Origin of the sequence: Bernardetia sp. ABR2-2B (assembly GCF_037126435.1) — a bacterium.
Taxonomy (GTDB): Bacteria; Bacteroidota; Bacteroidia; order Cytophagales; family Bernardetiaceae; genus Bernardetia.
Genome location: NZ_CP147020.1, coordinates 467,887 through 489,697 on the forward strand (window position 1 = coordinate 467,887; position 21,811 = coordinate 489,697).

The 21,811-nt window shown below is 32.0% G+C and carries 16 protein-coding genes and 1 tRNA gene; 8 read left to right on the forward strand and 9 right to left on the reverse strand.

All coding sequences use genetic code 11. The features are described 5' to 3' along the window. Positions 1-119: 119 nt before the first annotated feature. The 3 genes from WAF17_RS01890 to WAF17_RS01900 form a co-directional block, all read right to left on the reverse strand. Positions 120-1,136 carry a mechanosensitive ion channel gene (locus tag WAF17_RS01890; RefSeq protein ID WP_338765556.1) on the reverse strand — a complete coding sequence of 339 codons (1,017 nt, stop codon included), beginning with the start codon at positions 1,134-1,136 and terminating at the stop codon, positions 120-122. A gap of 158 nt (positions 1,137-1,294) precedes the next feature. Then, the gene (rfaE2, locus tag WAF17_RS01895) at positions 1,295-1,783 is read right to left on the reverse strand and encodes a D-glycero-beta-D-manno-heptose 1-phosphate adenylyltransferase (RefSeq protein ID WP_338765558.1); all 489 of its coding nucleotides are present in this window, start codon (positions 1,781-1,783) and stop codon (positions 1,295-1,297) included. A 111-nt stretch (positions 1,784-1,894) separates the two neighbouring features. Beyond that, on the reverse strand, positions 1,895-2,404 hold the full coding sequence (locus tag WAF17_RS01900) for a hypothetical protein (RefSeq protein WP_338765561.1): 510 nt from the start codon (positions 2,402-2,404) through the stop codon (positions 1,895-1,897). 490 nt (positions 2,405-2,894) lie between these two features. Here WAF17_RS01900 and WAF17_RS01905 point away from each other — a divergent pair, with 490 nt between their 5' ends. The 6 genes from WAF17_RS01905 to WAF17_RS01930 all read left to right on the forward strand — a co-directional run bounded on the left by WAF17_RS01905 (position 2,895) and on the right by WAF17_RS01930 (position 12,492). After that, positions 2,895-5,321, forward strand: a complete 2,427-nt coding sequence (locus tag WAF17_RS01905) for a 3-hydroxyacyl-CoA dehydrogenase/enoyl-CoA hydratase family protein (protein WP_338765564.1) — start codon at positions 2,895-2,897, stop codon at positions 5,319-5,321. A gap of 261 nt (positions 5,322-5,582) precedes the next feature. Beyond that, positions 5,583-6,761: an acetyl-CoA C-acyltransferase gene (locus WAF17_RS01910; RefSeq protein WP_338765567.1), complete on the forward strand. Its 1,179-nt coding sequence runs from the start codon at positions 5,583-5,585 to the stop codon at positions 6,759-6,761. Between the two features lie 201 nt (positions 6,762-6,962). Then, positions 6,963-8,675, forward strand: coding sequence for an FAD-binding domain-containing protein (locus WAF17_RS01915; protein ID WP_338765569.1), 1,713 nt, complete (start codon positions 6,963-6,965; stop codon positions 8,673-8,675). Positions 8,676-8,719: 44 nt separating this feature from the next. Next, on the forward strand, positions 8,720-9,619 hold the full coding sequence (locus WAF17_RS01920; RefSeq protein ID WP_338765571.1) for a hypothetical protein: 900 nt from the start codon (positions 8,720-8,722) through the stop codon (positions 9,617-9,619). A gap of 154 nt (positions 9,620-9,773) precedes the next feature. Further along, positions 9,774-11,312 carry an AAA family ATPase gene (locus tag WAF17_RS01925; RefSeq protein WP_338765573.1) on the forward strand — a complete coding sequence of 513 codons (1,539 nt, stop codon included), beginning with the start codon at positions 9,774-9,776 and terminating at the stop codon, positions 11,310-11,312. A gap of 115 nt (positions 11,313-11,427) precedes the next feature. Further along, positions 11,428-12,492 (forward strand): M42 family metallopeptidase, encoded by a 1,065-nt coding sequence (locus tag WAF17_RS01930; RefSeq protein ID WP_338765576.1) that lies wholly within the window; start codon positions 11,428-11,430, stop codon positions 12,490-12,492. Positions 12,493-12,601: 109 nt separating this feature from the next. Here WAF17_RS01930 and WAF17_RS01935 read toward each other — a convergent pair whose 3' ends face one another. The 6 genes from WAF17_RS01935 to WAF17_RS01960 form a co-directional block, all read right to left on the reverse strand. Next, entirely contained in the window at positions 12,602-13,831 is a 1,230-nt protein-coding gene (locus WAF17_RS01935) for a hypothetical protein (protein ID WP_338765578.1), read from the reverse strand. A gap of 52 nt (positions 13,832-13,883) precedes the next feature. Continuing rightward, a complete protein-coding gene (locus WAF17_RS01940; RefSeq protein ID WP_338765581.1) occupies positions 13,884-15,104 on the reverse strand; it encodes a hypothetical protein in 1,221 nt (406 codons plus the stop codon). 27 nt (positions 15,105-15,131) lie between these two features. Continuing rightward, positions 15,132-16,319, reverse strand: coding sequence for a hypothetical protein (locus tag WAF17_RS01945; RefSeq protein WP_338765584.1), 1,188 nt, complete (start codon positions 16,317-16,319; stop codon positions 15,132-15,134). A 77-nt stretch (positions 16,320-16,396) separates the two neighbouring features. Then, positions 16,397-17,821, reverse strand: coding sequence for a trigger factor (locus WAF17_RS01950; protein ID WP_338765586.1), 1,425 nt, complete (start codon positions 17,819-17,821; stop codon positions 16,397-16,399). Between the two features lie 228 nt (positions 17,822-18,049). Further along, positions 18,050-18,131 (reverse strand) — tRNA-Leu (locus WAF17_RS01955). A gap of 194 nt (positions 18,132-18,325) precedes the next feature. Further along, complete coding sequence (locus tag WAF17_RS01960; RefSeq protein WP_338765588.1) at positions 18,326-19,219, reverse strand: hypothetical protein; 894 nt, start codon at positions 19,217-19,219, stop codon at positions 18,326-18,328. 450 nt (positions 19,220-19,669) lie between these two features. On the opposite strand from WAF17_RS01960, the gene WAF17_RS01965 reads away from it, so the two are divergent. Together WAF17_RS01965 and fumC are read left to right on the forward strand one after the other, a co-directional pair. Next, positions 19,670-20,200, forward strand: coding sequence for a hypothetical protein (locus tag WAF17_RS01965; protein WP_338765591.1), 531 nt, complete (start codon positions 19,670-19,672; stop codon positions 20,198-20,200). Positions 20,201-20,329: 129 nt separating this feature from the next. Then, positions 20,330-21,730 (forward strand): class II fumarate hydratase, encoded by a 1,401-nt coding sequence (gene fumC, locus WAF17_RS01970; protein WP_338765594.1) that lies wholly within the window; start codon positions 20,330-20,332, stop codon positions 21,728-21,730. Positions 21,731-21,811 lie beyond the last annotated feature (81 nt).

Consider the following 21,811-nt stretch of genomic DNA (forward strand, 5'->3'; position numbering starts at 1 on the left):
GTTTGGAAGCCGTCAACTATTTTGCACAAAGTTAGGTTTAAATACGTTTTAGACAAAAAATAAACCCTAAAACGATTTTGTTTTAAGGTCTATTTAGAGTTTTTATAATTTATCAGAGATTAATTTTGATTCTTACCTTCTTGCTTTTCATCTTTACCATTATTATTTTTCTCATTAAGGGTCAAGACTTCATCAAGTTTTTCTCCTCCACGTATTCCAAAATCCAATGTACGAATAGGGAATGGAATCATAATATCATTGGCATCAAAGGCTTCTTTTATTGCCGTTGCAATTTCTGTTTCAGCAATTTTATATGAATTCTCATCACTTTTATCAATAAAACAACGAGCTACAAAATTTATAGAGCTATCGCCAAAACCATCAAAATCAATTCTGACATCAGCGTGAGAAGTGCTTACTTCTTTTACAGATTTAACAGTATCATATAATAGTTTTCTTACTTCTTTCATATTATCGCCATACGAAACGCCTACTGCAAGGTTTATTCTTCTGTATTTTGTTTCATTGTAATTAATCAAGGCATTTTGAAATACTTCCTTTGAGGGAATAATAATATAACGACCATCAAAATCCTCAATATCAATCGCTCTCAAACCAATTCTTTTAACGATACCTTTATAGTCATTCGTTTCTACCAAATCTCCAACACGTAAAGGTTTTTGTATTGTAATAAACACACCCGAAACAAAGTTGGTTGCCAAATCTTGAAAAGCAAAACTTAGGGCAAGACCAATCACACCAGCACCAGCTAAGAGTGAAGTAACTGTTTTGTCAAGATTAAGTACACCTAATGCAAAAAAACCTCCCAACAACACAATAACTGTAAAAACAATTTGTGAGGCTAAATCTAATATATTTTTATGATCAACCCATTTTACAAGAGTTTTATTTATTAAAGATTTTGCTCCTTTTGCTAAAAAGTAAAACACAACCAACACTAAAATTGCAAGAACGAAATTAGGAAGTGTTGCCACTAATAGTTTGAACCAAGTGATAAGTTTTTCGACTAAATTATCATAGGCATTCTTGAATAAATCGATATGTTGATTGGCTGCATCAGTAATATTTGTACTATCCTGAACTTGTTGTGCTTGTAATAAAAATTGTAAGAGCATGAAACAAAAATATAAGGTTAAAAAATGAAGGATTAGTTGAATTGTGAAAATGTCATTAACAGACTATAAAGTTTTTTTTGAGTAAATTGTTTTTATGAAAGTGGATTCAAGAAGATTTTTTAGTTAAAAAAAATCAGCAAAGGAACATTATATTTTCATCATCCATTTAGAATTTTATTAATGATTTTTGTTGTGGAATATCCTTCTACAAGTTCTATAGTTTTTACTTCTCCTCCACTTTTTATTACCACATCAGCACCTACAATATTTTCTACTGAATAATCATTTCCTTTTACCAAAACACTAGGTTTGAGAGTCGTAATAACTTCTAAAGGTGTAGGTTCTCCAAACAAGACCACAGCATCGACAAAACCAAGAGCAGCCAAAACTCGCATTCTTGCATATTCATCATTTATTGGACGTTCCTTTCCTTTGTTGAGCTTTCTGACAGAAGCATCAGAATTGACAGCCACAATCAGTTTTTTACCTAAAGCAGCCGATTTCTCTAAATAATCTACATGTCCTAAATGTAAAATATCAAAACAACCATTAGTAAAAACTACTTTTTGATTATTAAATTTCCATATATCAACCTTTTTTTGAAGGTCTTCAACATTTTTATAAATTTTTTTAGAAGCTGGTTTCATTTTCAGTTGAGATTAGTCTAACACATTTTCAAAATTTATCTCAATCTAAACAAAATAGACAAGAAATTATAATAATAATTGCTTGTCTATTAGAAAAAAGTTGTTTTGGTATTACTCTTCATCTTTAAAAAGTCTCAAGAAATGAACTTTACCATCATTGTAACCTTCAAACTTTACAACAACAGAATCTTGTTCCATTTCTTTTACTATTCCTTGTCTAAAACGGATTCCATCGCCAAATAAAGCCCACACTCTATCATTTTTTTGGATATCAACAGTATCCAATTTCATAAGCTCAACAAAATCTTTTGAATCTGTGTCATTATCCATATACCTTAAGTTGGTTTTTCCACCATCAAACGCTACAATTTGAGCCAAATACCAGCTATCAACTCCCTGACTGACAGCTACATATTCGCCCTCATAAAAACCATTTAACGTGTCAATAATGGGGTCATCTACTCCTCCAACAATCTCTGTTTCATCAGACGTAACAACAACTCTACTCAACGTATCTTCTTCTGCAAAAGAAGCATCTTTTGTAGGACTACACGAAGTAAGAATTATAAAAAAAATAAAAGAAGACAATAAAAATGAATTTCTGAAAAAATATCTCATCATGAAAAATTGATTAAGAATGAATAAATTTAATTTATGTATTATACTATCTTTTACACAAATTGTTAAGAGCTTGTTTAAATTAGTGAAAATGAAAGACCACGAAATAGTACCGAAGGTAAATTTCAATCCAATTAAGGCATTTTTGAGAAGAATAGTGAACTATTTGACGATAAAATAGCGAAGAATGCGCTGAAATTACTCATTTGAAGCCGAAAGAAAAATTTTAAAACAAGCTCTAAGTTTAACTTTGTATTTTTTTCTAAAAAAAATCTATCTGAAAACAAAAAAGTAGGTGGAATGAAGACAGCTCGTTAAATTTTCGAAATAAATTATGCAAGCATACTATTTTTTTAGTATCTTTGGTTTTAGATAGTATATGCAAAATATTCTTTTTACTTTAGTAATTTTTCAAACAAAAAGAATTATTTTCTCTTTTAATCTATATTAAGCATACACCGATTTTAATTTAACTCTAAAACTATATATTTTTATGACTCAAGCTCCTGCAAGTGTTCAAAATCCTAAAAGCGCAACAACAACGGCAGAACGCCATATTCGCAAAGTAGCCATTTTAGGCTCTGGTGTAATGGGTTCTCGTATCGCTGCTCATTTTGCTAATATTGGTTGTGATGTTGTCTTATTAGACATCGTTCCATTAGAAGCTCCAAAAGACGAAAAACAAGAAAAAAGCCTTCTTTGGAGAAATAGTATTGTTAATAAATTTTTAGTAGAAGCTACAAAATCAAAACCAGCTCCTTTTTATAGCAACACTTTTGCTCATCGTATCAAAACAGGGAATCTTACTGACAATCTTGATTGGATTGCTGATTGTGATTTGATTTTAGAGGCTGTCATCGAAAGACTTGACATCAAGCAACAACTTTTTGAGCGTGTAGAAAAGCACCGTAGAGAAGATGCAATTATTGCATCAAATACTTCTGGTATTCCGATGCACATGCTTATTGAAGGAAGAAGTCAAGGTTTTAAAGACCATTTCTGTGGAATGCATTTTTTCAATCCTCCACGTTATATGCGTCTTTTGGAAATTATCCCTTGTGAGCATACGAAGCCAGAAATTGTAGATTTCCTTTTAAAATATGGCGACCTTTATTTAGGTAAAGCAACTGTTCTTTGTAAAGATACTCCTGCATTTATTGCTAACCGTGTTGGTGTTTTTGCAATTATGTCAGGGCTTCACGCAGTAGAAAAATATGGTCTTACTGTTGGTGAAGTAGATAGACTTACAGGTCCAATCATCGGACGTGCAAAATCAGCGACTTTCCGTACTTTGGATGTGGTTGGATTAGATACAACAATAAAAGTAGCACAAGGAGTTGCTCAAAACGTACCGAATGATGAGCGTAAAGAAATGTTTGAACTTCCAAACATTGTAAAGGAACTTGATAAACGCAAATGGTACGGAGACAAAACCAAACAAGGTTATTTCAAGAAAACAAAAGATGAAAAAGGAAAACGTGTAATCCTTGAATTAGACTTAAATACTTACGAATACAAGCCAACTGAAAAGCCAAATATTAAAGTGTATGGCAAAGCAAAGGATGAAGATGATTTGAGCAAACGTTTTGCAATCTTCTTGAATGATGATTCAAAATATGGCGAATTTTTCCGTACTACATTTTATGATGTATTTGCTTACGTTTCGAACCGTATTCCAGAAATTGCAGACCACGTTTATCAAATTGATGATGCTGTTTCTGCTGGTTTTGGTTGGGAAATGGGTCCTTTTGCTACATGGGACGCACTTGGTGTAAAAGAAACAATTGCCAAAATGGAAGAAGCTGGTTACAAAGTAGCTGACTGGGTAAAAAATGTAGATTCATTCTACAAAACTGAAAATGGCAAAAAACAATATTTTGATATTGAATCTAAATCATACAAGACAATTCCAGGAACGGAAGAATTTATTGTCTTAGATGCCATTCGTGGAACAAACAAAGTTTGGGGCAATGACGGAACAACTATTTTTGATTTAGGAGATGGCGTTTTAGGTTTAGAATTCCATACTAAAATGAACGCTATTGGTGGCGAAGTTATCGAAGGAATAAATACAGCTATTTCTTTAGCAGAAAAAAGTTATTCAAGTGTAGTTATTGGTAGTGATGCACCAAACTTTTCGGCAGGTGCAAACTTAGCTATGCTTTATATGTATGCGTTGGAACAAGAATTTGACGAAATAGAAATGATAATCCGTCAGTTCCAAAATACAATGATGCGTGCCAAATTCTCTGCTATTCCTGTTGTTGCTGCAACTTCTGGATTAGCTCTAGGTGGTGGTTGTGAACTTTGTTTACACGCTGACCACGTACAGGCACATACAGAAACTTATATGGGTCTTGTAGAAGTTGGTGTTGGTCTTATTCCTGCTGGTGGTGGAACGAAAGAAATGATTCGTCGTACAGCAAATACATTCACGACAGGCGACCCAAGAGTAAACCGTTTGCAAGATGTATTCTTAAATATCGCAACTGCAAAAGTAGCTACTTCGGCACAGGAAGCCTTAGAAATGGGATTCTTACGTGGACACGACGACTACACGCTCAATCGTTCTCGTTTATTAGCTGATGCAAAACGCAAAGCAATGGAAATGGTAGCTTCTGGCTATACTCAACCTACTCAACAACAAGATATTGATGTAGAAGGGAAAACAGCATTAGCAACCTTTACGGCTGGTGCAGTTGGAATGCTTTATGGTCATTATGCAACTCCTCATGACATTAAAATTGCTAAAAAATTAGCTTACGTAATTTCTGGTGGCGACCTTTCAGGACCTGCTAAAGTTTCGGAGCAATACCTTTTAGACTTAGAAAGAGAAGCATTCTTATCTCTTTGTGGTGAGCAAAAAACATTGGATAGAATCAACAGCATTTTATTCAAAGGTAAGCCATTGAGAAACTAAAATTTCTCTAATTACGAATTATGAAATAATCAGCGTAGCTAATTAAAAATTACGAATTACGATGTAGTAATTACGTTTTATTTAATTGCAAATAGATATTAAACGTTGTCAATGGTCAATAACCTGACCTTGACAATCGTTGAAAAAATATATTTTTCTTAAAAAATTAAATAACATAAGTTACCAGTAATTAAAATTAACTGGTTACTGGTAACTAATTACTGGTAACTACAAAAACTGGTAACTGATAACTGAAAAAATATGAGTCAAACAGCATATATAGTAACTGGCTTCCGTAGCGCAGTAGGAAAAGCTAAAAAAGGTGGTTTTAAAAACTACCGTTCAGATGATTTGGCAGCCGATGTAATTAAGCATCTTGTAAAATCTGTTCCTAATCTTGATCCAACACGCATTGACGACCTTATCGTTGGTAATGCAATTCCAGAAGGAGAACAAGGAATGCAAATGGGACGTATTGTTTCTCTTCTTTCACTTCCAATCAATGTACCAGGAATGGTATTGAATCGTTATTGTGGTTCTGGTTTGGAAGCAATTGGATTAGCTTCTGCACGTATTCAAGCAGGAACAGCAGATTGTATCATTGCAGGAGGAACAGAATCTATGTCTGCGCTTCCAATGATGGGTTACAAACCTGCATTAAACTGGAATATCGTAAGCGAACACCCAGAATATATGCTTTCTATGGGACTTACAGCAGAAGAAATTGTTCGTGATTATAAAATTACTCGTGCAGACCAAGACGAGTTTGCTGTCAATTCTCACAAAAAGGCATTGAAAGCAATTAAGGAAGGTAAATTTAAAGACCAAATTGTTCCTGTCGAAATAGAAGAAAACTATTACGAAGATGGACAAAAGAAAACTCGTAAGTTTACAGTAGATACAGATGAAGGACCTCGTGCAGATACTTCTATGGAAGGTTTGCAACGTTTACGTCCTGCTTTTGCAAGTGATGGAACAGTAACGGCTGGTAATTCTTCTCAAACTTCTGATGGTGCAGCTTTTGTTTTGGTAATGTCTGAAAAAATGGTAGAAGAACTAGGTTTGAAACCTCGTTTGAAAATGTTAGCTTATACTTCTGCTGGTGTTGATCCACGTATTATGGGAATTGGTCCTGTGGCTGCTGTGCCTAAGGCGTTAAAACAAGCTAAACTAAACTTAGAAGATATTGATATTATCGAACTTAATGAAGCCTTTGCAGCGCAATCTTTAGCTGTAATTCGTGATTTGAAATTAGATGAATCAAAAGTAAATCCTAATGGTGGAGCAATTGCACTCGGACACCCTCTAGGTTGTACTGGCGCAAAACTGACTATTCAACTTATGCACGAAATGGAAGCTCAAGATAAGAAATACGGAATGGTTACTGCCTGTATTGGTGGTGGTCAAGGTATCGCAGGTATTTTTGAGCGTGTAAACTAAAGTAAAATTCATCATTGTAGGGAAAAGGTACGCCTTTTCCTAAATAGTAGCAAAATATACTATTTCAAAACTCCCTATTCAATTCATTTTGAGTAAGGAGTTTTTTGTTAGAAAATGGATTATTGTTCGATAAAAAATATATTAATTCTACCTTTCTTCTGAAAAAACAAAACACTATTGCATAAATAGTGTTTTTTGTGTATGGAAGAATCTGTAAACCTATCTATTTATTGGCTCAAAAAAGATTTTCGTCTGGCAGATAACCCTGCGCTTGTTAGAGCATTGGAAGATGCTAAAAAAGAAAACTCAAAAGTAGCTTTGGTCTTTGTTATTGAAAATGAATTTTTAGAAGCTCCAGAAACATCTGCTTTTCACGTAAACTCCGTTTTTACTGCGCTTTCTGATTTACAAAACATCATAAAAAAAGAGTATAATAAAGAAATAGCCATTTTTACAGGAAATGTTATAGATGTTTTTGAGAAGATTCATAAGAAAACTCCTTTTCAAAAACTATATTCTCATCTTGAAATAGGAATAAACTGGACTTTTGAAAGAGATAAAAATATAATTGATTTTTGCAGAAAAAATAACATTGAATGGATAGAGCTTTTACAAACAGGCGTTTTTAGAAGATTGAAATCAAGAGATGAGCGAAGAAAACTTTGGAATAAATTTAATTATACCAAGGCATTACCTATTCCCACTAAAGAAGACTTTGAGATTATAACACTTCCCACAAATTGGAAATGCTACAAAGAATATCTTAAAAAAGAATTGAAATTAGAAAACTTTAGTTTCACTTTAAAAAACGAAAACGGAACAAAAAAAGAAATTCAGTCAGTTAGTGAAACAGCAGCTCATCAGACATTAGAAGATTTTTTATATTATCGTGGCATTGCATATCGTGGTGGTATTTCTTCTCCCAATACAGCTTTTACAGCAGGTTCTCGTTTTTCAGCTCACTTAGCTTGGGGAACTCTATCTGGTCGTTTTGCTTATCAGGCAACACAGGAAAGACAAAAAGAGCTAAAAGCAGAAATTGAAGCACTAGAAAATCAACTCAAAGAAGGAAAAAAAATATTGAGTAAAAAACAGAAAGAGAATATTGAGATTTTGATAAAAGAAAAAAAGCGTTGGAAAGGTTCTTTGTCTTCTTTTCTCTCTCGTTTGCACTGGCGAGACCACTTTATTCAGCGTTTGGAAACTGAACCACAGACCGAATTTGAAGCTATAAACCCAGCTTACAACGCACTAAAGTATGATGACAAAACAGAGTTTTTGGAGGCTTGGAAAACAGGCTGTACAGGTTATCCGTTAGTCGATGCGTGTATGCGCTGCCTAAACCAGACAGGTTTTATCAATTTCAGAATGCGAGCTATGATTGCTTCTTTTGCCATGCACACGTTGCATTTGAGTTGGAAAACTATCAATGCTCCAATGGCAAGACTCTACACTGACTATGAAGCAGGAATACATTTAAGCCAATTACAAATGCAAGCTGGTGTAGTTGGAATAAATACGTTACGAGTTTATAGTCCGACCAAACAGCTCATAGATCACGACCCAGAATGTGATTTCGTGAAAGAATGGATTCCAGAACTACAAAACTACACGCCTAAAGAAATTATTTCACACGCTGAAAACCTTGATGAAACAGTTATTGAAGATTATCCAAAGCTTATTGTAGATTGGGAAGTAGAATCTAAGCGAATGAAAGATAAATATTTTGCTATCAAAAAATTGCCAGAAACAAAAGAAATTTCTAAGAAAGTGTACGAAAAGCACGGTTCAAGAATGGGTTCTATGACGAGTAGGGCAAGTAGAAAAAGAAACAAAACAAATTCTAAAAAAACAACTGCAAACAAAAAGCGCATCGAGAAAATAAAAAATCAAATGCTAATTCCTTATAAGTAAATGGTCAAGGAAATTGCAGGTATTTTTATCATTATTAAAAAAATATGCACATTCATAAAATAGATAGCAATACGCATAAGGAATTTTTATCGCAAAATAGAAAAGACCCAATTACAGGTGACTTAATTCAATCACATGATGAAGTTGTTTTTTGTGCAAGTTGTAAGTCTGTTTTTCTACTTGATACTTGGATTTATTTAGATGAAAAACATTGTGAGCAATCTGAAACAGTAGAAAAATTTCCTTCTTCATCAGTTATTCATTTGAAGATAGAGGAATCTATTTTATTTTTTCAAGCTCTTAATTCTGATGATGGCAATAAAGTAAATTTTCCTGTGGAGGTAAAAAAAAGTCCTTGGGTTAGGGAGCAGACCAAATTATCTCCTATTCAGGGAATTTTCAATAATTTTATAATACAGGGAATTAAGATAATGTCTTGGGCAATAGGAATCATTTTATTTCTCGTTTATCAATCTCCTATCGTAATTTTTGCCTTCCTATTTACTTTTATTTTACAAATTACTGAGATGCTTCATAATTGGTATTTTGGTAATCAATTAGATTCAGCTTTTAGAGCATTTAGAGGAAATACATTTTATATTACTAATAAATCAATCTGTTTTTCAGACGCTTATGGGATAAATCGATATATTTTGTCAGCAAAAGACATAAAACAAATTACTTTTTATGAAAAAAATATATCAGAAGGTTTAACCTATTGTGTCGTGGAATACCAAGAAGAAATAACAAATAAACGAATAACTTTTAATATTCCTAAAAACACGTTTAATAATACCATCTCTTTTTTCAACTCATTAAAATCTTTATCTACTGCTAATCAAATTCCGATACGAATCAATAGTAGTAATAAAAACACATTATCAATTACTCAAAGAACAATTGATGAAGGATATAATTTTAGACTTAGAGATATGAATAGGTAAATACTTGGCTTCAAGCTATTGAAGTTTAGTAAAATAATTATGTCTAAATAAAATTCTCAAAACCTTATTCATTCATAAAAAGTTATGCTATTTTATTTCAAATTATCATTTCTCGCCGTTGTTGGTGTCCTTACCAACGACACAAAATTAAACTATGCAACGCAAAGAACGAATCAAAAACTTACTTTCTGCTCTCAATAAAAATCTTTATGAACGCCAAGAACCCATACAACTTGCTCTTTTGACAGCAGTTGCTGGAGAAAGTTTATTTATGCTCGGCGCACCAGGAGTGGCTAAAAGTTTGATTGCTCGTAAACTAAAATTTGCCTTTACAGCAGGGCAGTCTTTTGAGTATTTAATGAATCGTTTCAGTACGCCTGATGAAGTTTTTGGCCCTGTTTCTATCAAAAAACTTAAAGATGAAGATAAATATGAACGCCTAACAGAAAAGTATTTACCAGGTGCAACAGTTGTTTTTTTAGATGAGATTTGGAAAGCAAGTCCTTCAATTCAGAATGCACTTTTGACAGTTTTAAATGAAAAAATTTATAGAAATGGAGAAGAAGAAGTAAAAGTAGAACTCAAAGGATTGATTGCAGCATCCAACGAACTTCCACCCAAAAATGAAGGTTTAGAAGCTCTTTGGGATAGATTTTTGGTGCGTTATATGATTTCAGAAATAAAAGAAAGTGGTAATTTTCTTCAAATGCTAACTTCTTCAGAAGATGTTTATGAAGATACTGTTTCAGATGAATTGAAGATTACAGCAGAAGAAAATTTGACTTGGAGCAAAGAAATTGATGAAATAGAATTACCTACGGAAGTCTTGAATACTATTCAGCTGGTCAAAAAACAACTTGATGATACTGATAATCAAATAGGAAATGTATATTTTGTATCAGATAGAAGGTGGAAAAAAGTAATTCGCCTTCTGAAAACGTGTGCTTTTCTGAATGGAAGAACAAAAGTAAATCTTATGGATTGTTTCTTGATTACGCATTGCGTTTGGAATCAGCCAGAGCAACTTGATAAAGTTCGACATTTAGTTTCAGAGGTAATACGCAAACACGGCCACTCTATCTCACTAAACCTTACTGGATTACGAAAAGAAATAAAAGAGTTAGAAACAGAAATTGAGAAAGAAACAAAAGTAAAACACGTTACGACACGAGAAGAACTCTATCCAGTAGAACAAGAGTTTTATCAAGTTATGAATTTGGAAACTTCAATGGACGGAAAATATATCAAACGAGCTGACTTTGATAGACTTACACAAGAAGAAAGTACGATAAATGTCTATGATGAAAATTTCAAGCTAACTTATAAAGTAAAAGCAAAAAAACCTTCTGTACAGCACCAAATTCATTTATTTCATAATGCTCAACTTCTTGCGTTAGGTCTGCGTACACATAAAGTAGAAAAAGATGAAATTATTTATAGAAAAGCTCATCAATTAATAGAAAAATATTGGAACGAAAAATTAGAGGAACTTTTGAGTTATGTCAATGAAAATTTAGAAAAACTAGATACCGAAAAACCAGAAGAATGGTATGAATTAGACCAAAATCTTTTTGTAGATGCTCGTCTTGCGCCAATTGTAAAAGCAAATTTGAATGATTCTGTAAATCAACTCAATGATATTCAACTCAAATTAGAAAAACTAAAATATTATTATAAAAATTTAGAAGAGTAAGAATAAAGTTAAAAAACCTAGATTATTTTACCTTAAAAACTGCTTTTAAGTCCGATTATTTTAACTTTGAGGGAAATTAATTTTTACTAAAACCAAATAATAAATTACCAATCAAATGAACATTGATAAAATAGATATTGAATTATTATCTCGCTTGACAAATGCAGCAGGTGCACCAGGGTATGAAGACCGAATTCGTGAGCAGATTCAGAAAGAAATAAAAGATTATGTTGATGAAATGAGTGTAGATAATTTAGGAAATTTAATTGCTCTCAAAAAAGGCTCAAATTCAGATTCTTCTGAAAATAAAAAAGTAATGGTAGATGCTCACATGGACGAAATTGCATTTATGGTTACTCATATTGATGATAGAGGTTTTGTACGTTTTCATCCACTTGGAGGCTTCGACCCAAAAACGCTGACAGCACAACGTGTTATTATTCACGGAAAAAAAGATATGTTAGGTGTTTTGGGAACAAAGGCAATTCACATGATGACTGCCGAAGAGCGCAAAAAAACAGCTCAATTAGATGATTATTTTGTTGATTTAGGTTTACCTAAAGAAGAAGTAGAAAAATATATTTCTGTTGGAGATACTATTACAAGAGAAAGAGATTTGGTAGAAATAGGAAATACAATCTCTACAAAATCATTAGACAACCGAATTGCAGTTTATATTTTGGTAGAAACATTGAAGAATTTAGAAGCAACTCCTTATGATGTTTATGCTGTTTTTTCTGTGCAAGAAGAAGTTGGTTTGCGTGGTGCTTTGGTTGCTACTCGCAATATTGATCCAGACTTTGCCATTTGTTTGGACACAACAGTTACGAATGATATGCCAAGTGTTTCTCCTCAAAAACAAGTAACTCAGTTAGGAAAAGGAACAGGTATAAAAATTATTGACTCTCAAACTATTTGCGACCCTAGAATGGTAGATTTCTTGAAAGCAACTGCTGACAGAGAGAGCTTAAAATGGCAAGCTGAAGTTTTGCCTGCTGGTGGAACAAATACAGCTTCTCTGCAGCGTGGAGGAAGTGGTTCTATTGCTGGAGCAATTTCAATCCCTACTCGTTATTTACATCAAGTAACCGAAATGGTTCATAAAGATGATGTTTTGGCAAGTACAAGGTTACTTATGGCTGCTTTAGAAACGATGGATAAATACAACTGGGACAGATAAATAAAGTCAGAAGTTAGATTTTAGAAGTCAGAATCAGCTATTTCTATATCAAAAAAAGTCCTACAAACTAGAAAGAATTTGTAGGACTTTTGATCAAAAAAATCAAGGTCTAAAAAAAATGGTAAGCAACAGTAAATACAAAGCCTGATACGTTTTGATTGTCATCTCCGTTTTGTTCGATGCGTGGAATTTCTTTGTAATAATATTTTGATTGAAACAAGAATTTTTTATGTTTATAGCCTACACCAAAAATACGGCTATAATCAAAATTATATCTTGTAGAAGAATTACCAATTACTATTTCTGACTGAATTTCACCATTACCTGCCAAAGAAGTGTCTATAAAAAAAGCATTGTTTTGGTTCAGAAGCAAATAGGCACGTAACCCGACAGCTCCCTCAAGGGTCTTATGTATAAATGTATAATTACTATATGTTCTTACTATAGGATTAGTACGGGGTGGTAGTGGCGTATCATCTTCCATTTTTATCTTAAACTGATAATAAGAAACTTCTCCAAAGACACTAAAAATATCTTTTTTGGTTATAGGAATGACTACTTCTATTTCATATCCTAATTTTAAACCTACTCCTGTACCTTTATCAAAGTACCTAACTTGGGCTCGTTTTAATTCATTTTGAGACACATTTATTCCTGCCCTTGCATACATTTTTATTAATTTTCTTCTTTTTAACTTAGAATGAAAATTAATATACTCTTCACTTTCACACTTGTTGTAGTCTTCAAAAAAATTAAGTAAACTATTAGTGTTGTATTTTATATTTTGGAATCTATCATATCTGAAACTTTTACAATTTACTTTTGCAATTAGTTGTTGAATATAAGTTAGATTTTTTTTCTCTTTACCATTCTCTAAATATCTTTTATAGATAAGTTGTTTGATGGTATCACTTTCTATATTAAAGAAGAAGCGATTCAAAGAACCTAATGAATATCTATACAAATTAGCTTTTCCCTCTATAAGTTGGTTTAAGAAAAGGGTATCCTTTACAAGGTGAAGACCAGCTTGTAATTTATCATTCAATCCATCTTCATTTTTATCAATTTTCACAATACTTCTAACATACTTCAGTGTGTCAGTAATGCCAAACTCTGCTATTTCTGCTACCGAACCTGTCTTGACTTCTGTACTGCCTATTAGCTTATACTCAATAATTGTGGGGTTATCAGTTTTATAGATATTTTTAATTAGACAGTCTTTCTTGATTCCTGACTCATCAATTATATATCCTCTCTCAAAGGTTTTTTGAGAAAAAGCTTGATTAGCTATAAAAAGTAAAAAAGCAAGAAATAGCATAATAAATTTTATGTTTTTCATAAATTTTATAATTAAGTAGTTTGTAAGTTTTTTAAAGAGTAAAACGTTAAATTTAGAAAAATTGATATCCAATAGTAAATACAAAACCTGATATATTCTGATAATTAGAAGCATTTTGATAAGTTGATTTACTCCCTTCAACTTCTTTATCATAGTATTTTGCTTGAATTACAACTCTTCTATTTCTATAACCTACACCAAAAATATTAGTATGTTTGAAAGAAAAAATCATAGAGTATCTATCAGTTACTAATTCTGACTGAATTTCACCATTACCTGCTAAAGAAGCGTCTATAAAAAAAGCATTATTTTGATTCAGAGGCAAATAGGTGCGTAACCCGATAGCTCCCTCAAGGTTTTTGTGTGTAAAAATATAGTTATTATATGTACTTCCTAAAGCGTTACTAGATGGTACTGGAGTATTACTCTCCACTTTTGTGTTGAATTGATAATAAGAAACTTCCCCAAAAACGCTAAAAATATCTTTTTTCATTATGGGAACAACTACTTCTAATTCGTAGCCTAGCTTTATTCCTACTCCTCCACCTTGAGCAAAATCTGTATAATTTCGTTTCAAACTATTTTGAGAAACATTTATTCCTACTCTTCCATACATTCTTATCAATTGCCTTCTTTCTATTTTAGAATCAAAATTGATGTACTCTTCATTTTCACAGGTATTATAATCTTCAAAAAAAGTAATTAAACTTTTTGTATTATATTTTATATTTTGAAACCTATCATATCTAAATTTTTGACAATTTACTTTTGTAATCAGTTGTTGAATGTAAGTAAGATTTTTTTTCTCTTTACCATTTTCTAAATACCTTTTATAGATAAGTTGTTTGATGGTATCATCTTCTATATTAAAGAAGAACCGATTGAGAGAGCCAAATGAATATTTATACAAATTAGCTTTTCCTTCTATAAGTTGATTCAGAAAAAGTGTATCAGTTGTAAGATGAATATTTGTTTTTATACTACTATTTAAACCGTCTTCAGTTTTATCTATATTTACAATAGCTCTAATATATTTTATAGTATCAGTAACCCCAAATTCTTTTATATCTGATATAGAGCCTGTTTCTAATTTACTACTACCTATAAGTTTGTACTCAATCGTTTCAGGATTGTCAAAGCGATATAAATTCTTGATTAGACATTCTTTTTTATTTCCATCTTTATCAATTATATACCCTTTATCAAAACCACTTTGAGCAAGTAATTGATAATTTATAAAAAGAAAACTTAATAGTAGAAAAATATTTTTCATTATGTATAATTAAAAACGAACTAAAACTTAAAAAAAATGATAACCAACTGTAAACATAAAACCTGATACATACTGTCTGTTTCTTTCAGTTTGAAACTCTAGTTGAACTTCTTTTGAATAGTATTTTGCTTGAATCATAATTTTTTTATATTTATAACCTATTCCTAAATTTCTAGTATTATTAAAAGGAAATAGTTCAGAATAAAATTCAGTTACTAATTCTGATTCAATTTCGTTATTTAGACCTATTGCATAATCAACCAAAAATGCATTGTTTTTATTTAAGGGTAGATAAGCACGCAAACCAATAGCAGCTTCAAGGTTTTTGTGTTGGAAAGTATAATTGCTATAAAATGAGTTTGTATTATCCTTAACTTCTGTTTTAAATTGATAGTAAGAAACTTCTCCAAAGACACTAAAAATATCTTTTTTGGTTATAGGAATAATGACTTCTGCTTCATATCCTAGTTTAAATCCCATTCCTGTTCCTTTATCTAAATCTTTAAAGTTTCTTTTAAAGTTGTTTTGAGAAATATTTACTCCACCTCTTATATACATATTTATCAGATTTCTTCGTTTTACTTTTGAATAAAAATTTATATACTCAGCATTTTCACAATCATTATACTCTTCAAAAAAAGTAACCATGCTGTTTGTTGTATATTTTACCTTTTGAATTCTATCAAATTTGAAACCTTTGCAATTTGTGTTTTTGATGAGTTGTTGAAGGTAAGTTACGTCTTTTATCTCTTTAGCGTCTTTTGTATATCTCTTATAGATAAGTTGTTTTATAGTATCATTTCCTACATTGAAAAAGAAACGGATATTAGTACCTAGTACATATTTATATAAATTAGCTTTTCCTTTCACAAGTTGATTAAGAAAAAGAGTATCTAATTTGAGGCTGATGCCTGTTTTATTCTCTAAACCATCTTCACTTTTGTCAATCTCAACAATAACTCGTTCATATCTAATAGTATCATTAATTCCAAATTCTTGTATATCTTTTATTGAACCTGTCTTGACTTCTGTACTGCCTATTAATTTATATTTAATTTGTTCGAAGTTATCGAACTTGCTATACAAGTTTTTGATTAGGCATTCTTTCTTAGTTCCTGAATTATCAATTATATATCCTTTTTCAAAGTTTTTTTGAGGAAAAACTTCGAAAGTCAAAAAAAATAATAAAATAAAAGATAAGAAATAAAATTTCATAATTGTTTTTTTTAAAAAAAAAAGCTACTTCATTTGCAGAAGTAACTTTTTTTTAATTTATAATAAATAAATATATATTAAAGTGATTCAGCTATTTGAGCAAACTCTTCTTCGCTTACCACTTTTTCTTTAAGAGAAACTGACTCACGAATTGCTTGCATAGAACGATTACGCATCGCTTGTGTAGCAATTTGTTGATAATGTTTGCCATCTTCTGCTTTCAAGAAGCTTTCAGCCATGTTGTCCATTTGAGCTTCTGGAAGTTGCATTCCACCACCCATACGCATCATCATATTCTGAACTTCTTTACGAGCTTCAGCCATAATATCTTCTCTCGTGATTTCTACTTCTTTGTCTTTCAAGATACGATTCTGAATAAGCGACCATTTCATTTCTTTGATGAACTCTGGGTACTCTTCTTCAATTTGTTCTTTTGTAAATTTGCCTTCATTAGCAAAAGCCAACCAACGCTTCAAAAATTCATCTGGAAGATCAATTTTAGTATTTTCAATCAAATCTCTACGAATATAAATATCTGTAAGAGCTTCACCTTCTTTAGCATAATCATCTTTCAAACGAGTCATTATTTCATTACGAAATTCTTCTTCGTTCATTACTTCTGGTTCAGCTTGTTCTTCTGATTCTTCTTGAGCTTCTTCTCCTTCTACAACTGCTTTTGGTTCAACTGGCTTGAAAGCACCTACTTTTTTGAAAAACTCTTCGTCCATTACAGCAGGAATACGACGTGTAATACTTTCTACTACCATTGTAAACTCTCCTGAAAGTTTTGCAGCATCTTCTTTTTCAAGTCCTAATGCAAAACCTCTTTCTCTTTCATTTGGAAGTGCTTCTTCCATAGTGAATGTAAAAGTATCTCCTCCTTTTACGCCAACAAACTTTTCTGCTTCTGACTCTGTAATTTTATTGATTGGTATAAGGGTTTCTACTGAGAAAGATTTTGTTTCATTTCCTTTTTCATCTTTACTCATTTGGAAAATTTCGCCATAAACGAAATCCTCTTTATCAGATTCTTCTGGATTTTCTACTGTTCCGAAACGAGAACGAAGATTATCAATATAATTATCTACTTCTTTTGAAGTAATATCAATTTTGTAATTTTCTGCTTCTACTTTTTCAGAAATATCATATTCAAAATCAGGAACTAAACCAATTTCATATGAAAATTCAAATTCTCTTGATTTTCCGAAATCTACATTTTCTGCTTGTGGAATTGGTGCGCCTAATAAATCTAGTTTTTCTTCTTGGATATAATCGCTTACTCCTTTTGTTACTACATCATTTACTTCGTCCATTCTTACTTCTTTTCCTATCATCTTATTTACCAAACTCATAGGAGCTTTACCTGGACGAAAACCTTTGATAGAAGCTTGTTTGCGATAGTCTTCTAGTTTCTTATCAAATTTGGCTTTATAATCTTCTTCTTTTACTGAAACATGAATAAAAGCATTTGTTTCATTCTTTTTTTCTAACTTAATTTCCACGATAGTCTATAAATTTGGGAATTACTATTTTAAAATATGTAATTCTGCGTGATGAAATGAATTATTTTGTAAGTCTATTTAAAACCCAAAAACTTTTGAGTAAAAATTTTTATAAACAAAAATTTCTCTTATTTAGGCAATCAAACTAGATGCAGTTTAAAAGAAATAAGAGAAATTTTGTTTTTTAAAACCCAGTGTTTTTTATAATAGTTAAATTATAAAAAGTAGTGCGGATGGAGGGACTCGAACCCACACACCTTGCGGCGCTAGATCCTAAGTCTAGTGCGTCTACCAATTTCGCCACATCCGCTTGAATCGTGATACAAAAGTAGGGTATAGAACTCATATATCCAAACTATTGCTCAATTATTTTAGCACTTACTTGAAGTTTTTTTTGAGCTAATTGATTATCAATGTTTTATCAAATAAAATTTTTGAATTTTTTTTTGAAGGCTTCATTGATTTTTAGTTTTGAGCTTCTAAAATCTGATTTCTAACTTTATTTTAGTGAGGAACATTTACATTATTTTGTTCTTCGTTCTCTTCATTTCCCTTTCTGGCCTTTCCGAAACGATAAACTAAACCCACATGATGCGAATATCCAACTTGTGGAAGCGTAGTAAAAGCATAATCCAAACCGAAACTTCCTTTATAATAGCCTACTCCAAAATGAGCCAAAAACTCCTCTGTTGTGATTCCTGTTCTGATAAAAACTTGATTTTCATTCCACTTAACAGCTTGATATTCCAATCCTGCCTTAAATGAAGCTGGGTATTCTGTATCTTTTTCTGTTTCAAAATTTATGACTACACGCTCCACAGGCTTATATGAAACTCCTATTCTCATCATTGTTGGAATGCGTTCATCTTCAAAATCAGAAACTTTTGCTTGATTGATATTAAAAATATGCATTCCCAAAAAAAGTGTTTCTGAAAGCTGTGCTAACCCTCCCATTTCTAAAGCAAAATTCTGACGAGTTCCATAGCCTTGAATAGAAGTTTGTAAATAATTGGCTTGTATTCCAATGCTCATATTACTGATTTTGTGAGCATATCCAATTGCCAAACGATGCTCGTTATACAAATCATCTCCAAAACGAGTAACACCAATGCCCATTTTTCCATCAAAAAAAGCATCAAAAGTAGCACCTGCCTGTAAGGTATTAAGTCCAGAAAGTGTGAAGCGATTAGAGTAGCCCAAAAAAGCTTCTGTTCCTCTTACATCTGAAAGTGCAGCCACATTATTAAAAACCGCCCAAGAATCTGAAACAGTAAGTGAGGTTCTGCCCATTCCATAGGTTTTTGCACCTGCTTCTATTTGTCCAAATTGAGCAAAACTAGTATTTTTTATAAAAATAAATGAGAAGAATAAAGCTAAAGAGAAGTAGATTTTTTTCATTAGTAAATCAAAATTTAACATTTTTGGAGAATTAAAATCAAATTACGAATTTGTTTTTAAAAATGCTTTATTTGTATGATTAAATTTTCTTGTAACCTAAACTTAAAACCGTACACAAAAATGTTTAGTTAATACCTTTTTTAATAACTTATTTAGTTTAAAATTGCAATATTTTGCTGAATTTCAACTCTGTACGACAATTATATTTTGCAAATGTACAGATTATAGAAAAACTTGCAGAGGAAGATGCCGCTGTCTTTACTTTTGTACCTGATTTTGAAAAATGGTAAGGTTAGCTGCCACTTCTATTGAAAATATTCTACTAACAATGGTTTTCTAAGGTGGGGAAATTTGCAATGCCAAAACAAAGTGAGTAATTTGATTATTTACTGATTATTAAAAATACAAGTGATAGATATTAAGTTTGTGTATCAAATAAATTATACCAAAATGATAGATAAACATACAGGTAGTTTTCACAGTCCATTTCTAATTTTTATAAAAGGTCTAAATCATTTACCAGACATAGAAATCCTACAATTATTGGAGCTTCAAAATGTTGAAACAAGAGATTTTGAAAAAGAAACAGAGTGTTATCTTCGCATAACAAGGGACAAAGAATGGGTACATATTATGGATAATTGGTTTTATGGTCTATGGCATTCAAAATCTTTTAAAAATAGAGTTGATAAACTAGGAGAGAAATATGATATTTTTTATTGTTCTGTGGGAGATTGTGATAATTCTTTTGATTTTACTTATTATAAAAATGGATTGATTCAACGCAAATATGTAGTGAGTGATGATGGCAAGATGATAGAAAGTAAAGGAAAACCTCTACCCTTTGAAGAAGATAATTTGAAGGAATCAGATGAATTAGACAAAGTTATTTCAATCGCTAAATCTATTGGAATTGAAACCAATCATAAGTTAGAGGATATAGCTTGTTATCAATATGAAAATATTTTTATAGAAGATTAATTCAAATCTGTTCAAAACAAAACTCAAAATTTGCAATGCCAAAACAAAGTTCTTATTTTTACTCTCATTCAAAAATAGAATTTTAAGATAAAATATTTTCCATTTTCAATTATACATTTTCAACTAATTATGTCAGATTTTCGTATTGAACACGATACAATGGGCGAGGTAAAAGTACCTGCCAACAACTACTGGGGCGCACAAACGCAGCGTAGCCGTAACAATTTCAAAATTGGTGATGAAGCTTCTATGCCTAAAGAAATTATTTATGCGTTTGCGTATCTCAAAAAAGCTGCTGCACAAACGAATACAGAATTAGGTGTTTTGGCGAAAGAAAAAAGCGACCTTATTGGAAAAGCTTGTGATGAAATTTTAGATGGAAAATTAGATAATGAATTTCCGTTAGTTATTTGGCAAACAGGTTCTGGAACGCAGTCAAATATGAATGTAAACGAAGTAGTTGCTAATCGTGGACACGTCATAAATGGTGGAAAACTGACAGATGATAAAAAAGCATTGCACCCAAATGATGATGTAAACAAGTCGCAGTCTTCGAATGATACATTTCCTACGGCCATGCACATTGCAGCCTACAAATTAGTAACAGAAAATACTATCAAAGGAATTGAAAAACTCCGTGATACACTCCAAAGTAAAGTAGAAGAGTTTAAAGACATCGTAAAAATAGGTCGTACTCACTTTATGGACGCTACGCCTGTTACATTAGGACAAGAATTTTCTGGGTATGTTCAGCAATTAAATAATTCTTTGCGTTGCATCAAAAACGCACTAGAAATGGTAAAAGAATTAGCTTTAGGTGGAACTGCCGTAGGAACTGGACTCAATACGCCAAAAGGATATGATGTTTTGGTTGCTCAAAAAATTGCTAACCTTACAGGTTTCCCATTCGTAACTGCACCAAATAAATTTGAATCATTAGCTGCCCATGATGCAATGGTTGAGCTTTCAGGAGCTTTGAAACGTACTGCTGTTTCGCTTATGAAAATAGGAAATGATATTCGAATGTTAGGCTCAGGTCCTCGTTGTGGAATTGGAGAAATTATGCTTCCAGAAAACGAACCAGGTTCTTCTATTATGCCTGGAAAAGTAAATCCTACTCAGCCAGAAGCGATGACAATGGTTTGCGCCCAAGTAATGGGAAATGATATGGCTGTTTCGGTAGGTGGCTCAAATGGACACTTCGAACTCAATGTTTTCAAACCTTTGATTGCTGCAAACGTACTTCAATCGGCTCGTTTGATTGGAGATGCTTGTGTTTCATTTACAGATAATTGTGCTGCTGGTATCAAACCAAACAATGAAGTTATTCAAAAACATTTAGAAAACTCATTGATGCTTGTTACTGCTCTCAATACGCATATTGGTTATGAAAAATCTGCCAAAATTGCTAAAAAAGCGCATCAAGAAAACAAAACGCTCCGTCAAGCTGCCGTAGAATTAGAATATTTGACATCAGAAGATTTTGATAAGTGGGTTGTTCCTGCTGAAATGACAGGCTCTTTGAAGTAATTTTTTGTTTATAAAAATACATCAATACCCATACAAGTAGTTTCGAAACTATCTGTGTGGGTTATTTTTTGCAAAAGCTCA

Coding starts and splice junctions, on each gene's coding strand:
- WAF17_RS01890 (WP_338765556.1), bottom strand. CDS start 1,136: ATGCTCTTACAATTTTTATTACAAGCACAACAAGTTCAGGATAGTACA.
- rfaE2 (WP_338765558.1), bottom strand. CDS start 1,783: ATGAAACCAGCTTCTAAAAAAATTTATAAAAATGTTGAAGACCTTCAA.
- WAF17_RS01900 (WP_338765561.1), bottom strand. CDS start 2,404: ATGATGAGATATTTTTTCAGAAATTCATTTTTATTGTCTTCTTTTATT.
- WAF17_RS01905 (WP_338765564.1), top strand. CDS start 2,895: ATGACTCAAGCTCCTGCAAGTGTTCAAAATCCTAAAAGCGCAACAACA.
- WAF17_RS01910 (WP_338765567.1), top strand. CDS start 5,583: ATGAGTCAAACAGCATATATAGTAACTGGCTTCCGTAGCGCAGTAGGA.
- WAF17_RS01915 (WP_338765569.1), top strand. CDS start 6,963: ATGGAAGAATCTGTAAACCTATCTATTTATTGGCTCAAAAAAGATTTT.
- WAF17_RS01920 (WP_338765571.1), top strand. CDS start 8,720: ATGCACATTCATAAAATAGATAGCAATACGCATAAGGAATTTTTATCG.
- WAF17_RS01925 (WP_338765573.1), top strand. CDS start 9,774: ATGCAACGCAAAGAACGAATCAAAAACTTACTTTCTGCTCTCAATAAA.
- WAF17_RS01930 (WP_338765576.1), top strand. CDS start 11,428: ATGAACATTGATAAAATAGATATTGAATTATTATCTCGCTTGACAAAT.
- WAF17_RS01935 (WP_338765578.1), bottom strand. CDS start 13,831: ATGAAAAACATAAAATTTATTATGCTATTTCTTGCTTTTTTACTTTTT.
- WAF17_RS01940 (WP_338765581.1), bottom strand. CDS start 15,104: ATGAAAAATATTTTTCTACTATTAAGTTTTCTTTTTATAAATTATCAA.
- WAF17_RS01945 (WP_338765584.1), bottom strand. CDS start 16,319: ATGAAATTTTATTTCTTATCTTTTATTTTATTATTTTTTTTGACTTTC.
- WAF17_RS01960 (WP_338765588.1), bottom strand. CDS start 19,219: ATGAAAAAAATCTACTTCTCTTTAGCTTTATTCTTCTCATTTATTTTT.
- WAF17_RS01965 (WP_338765591.1), top strand. CDS start 19,670: ATGATAGATAAACATACAGGTAGTTTTCACAGTCCATTTCTAATTTTT.
- fumC (WP_338765594.1), top strand. CDS start 20,330: ATGTCAGATTTTCGTATTGAACACGATACAATGGGCGAGGTAAAAGTA.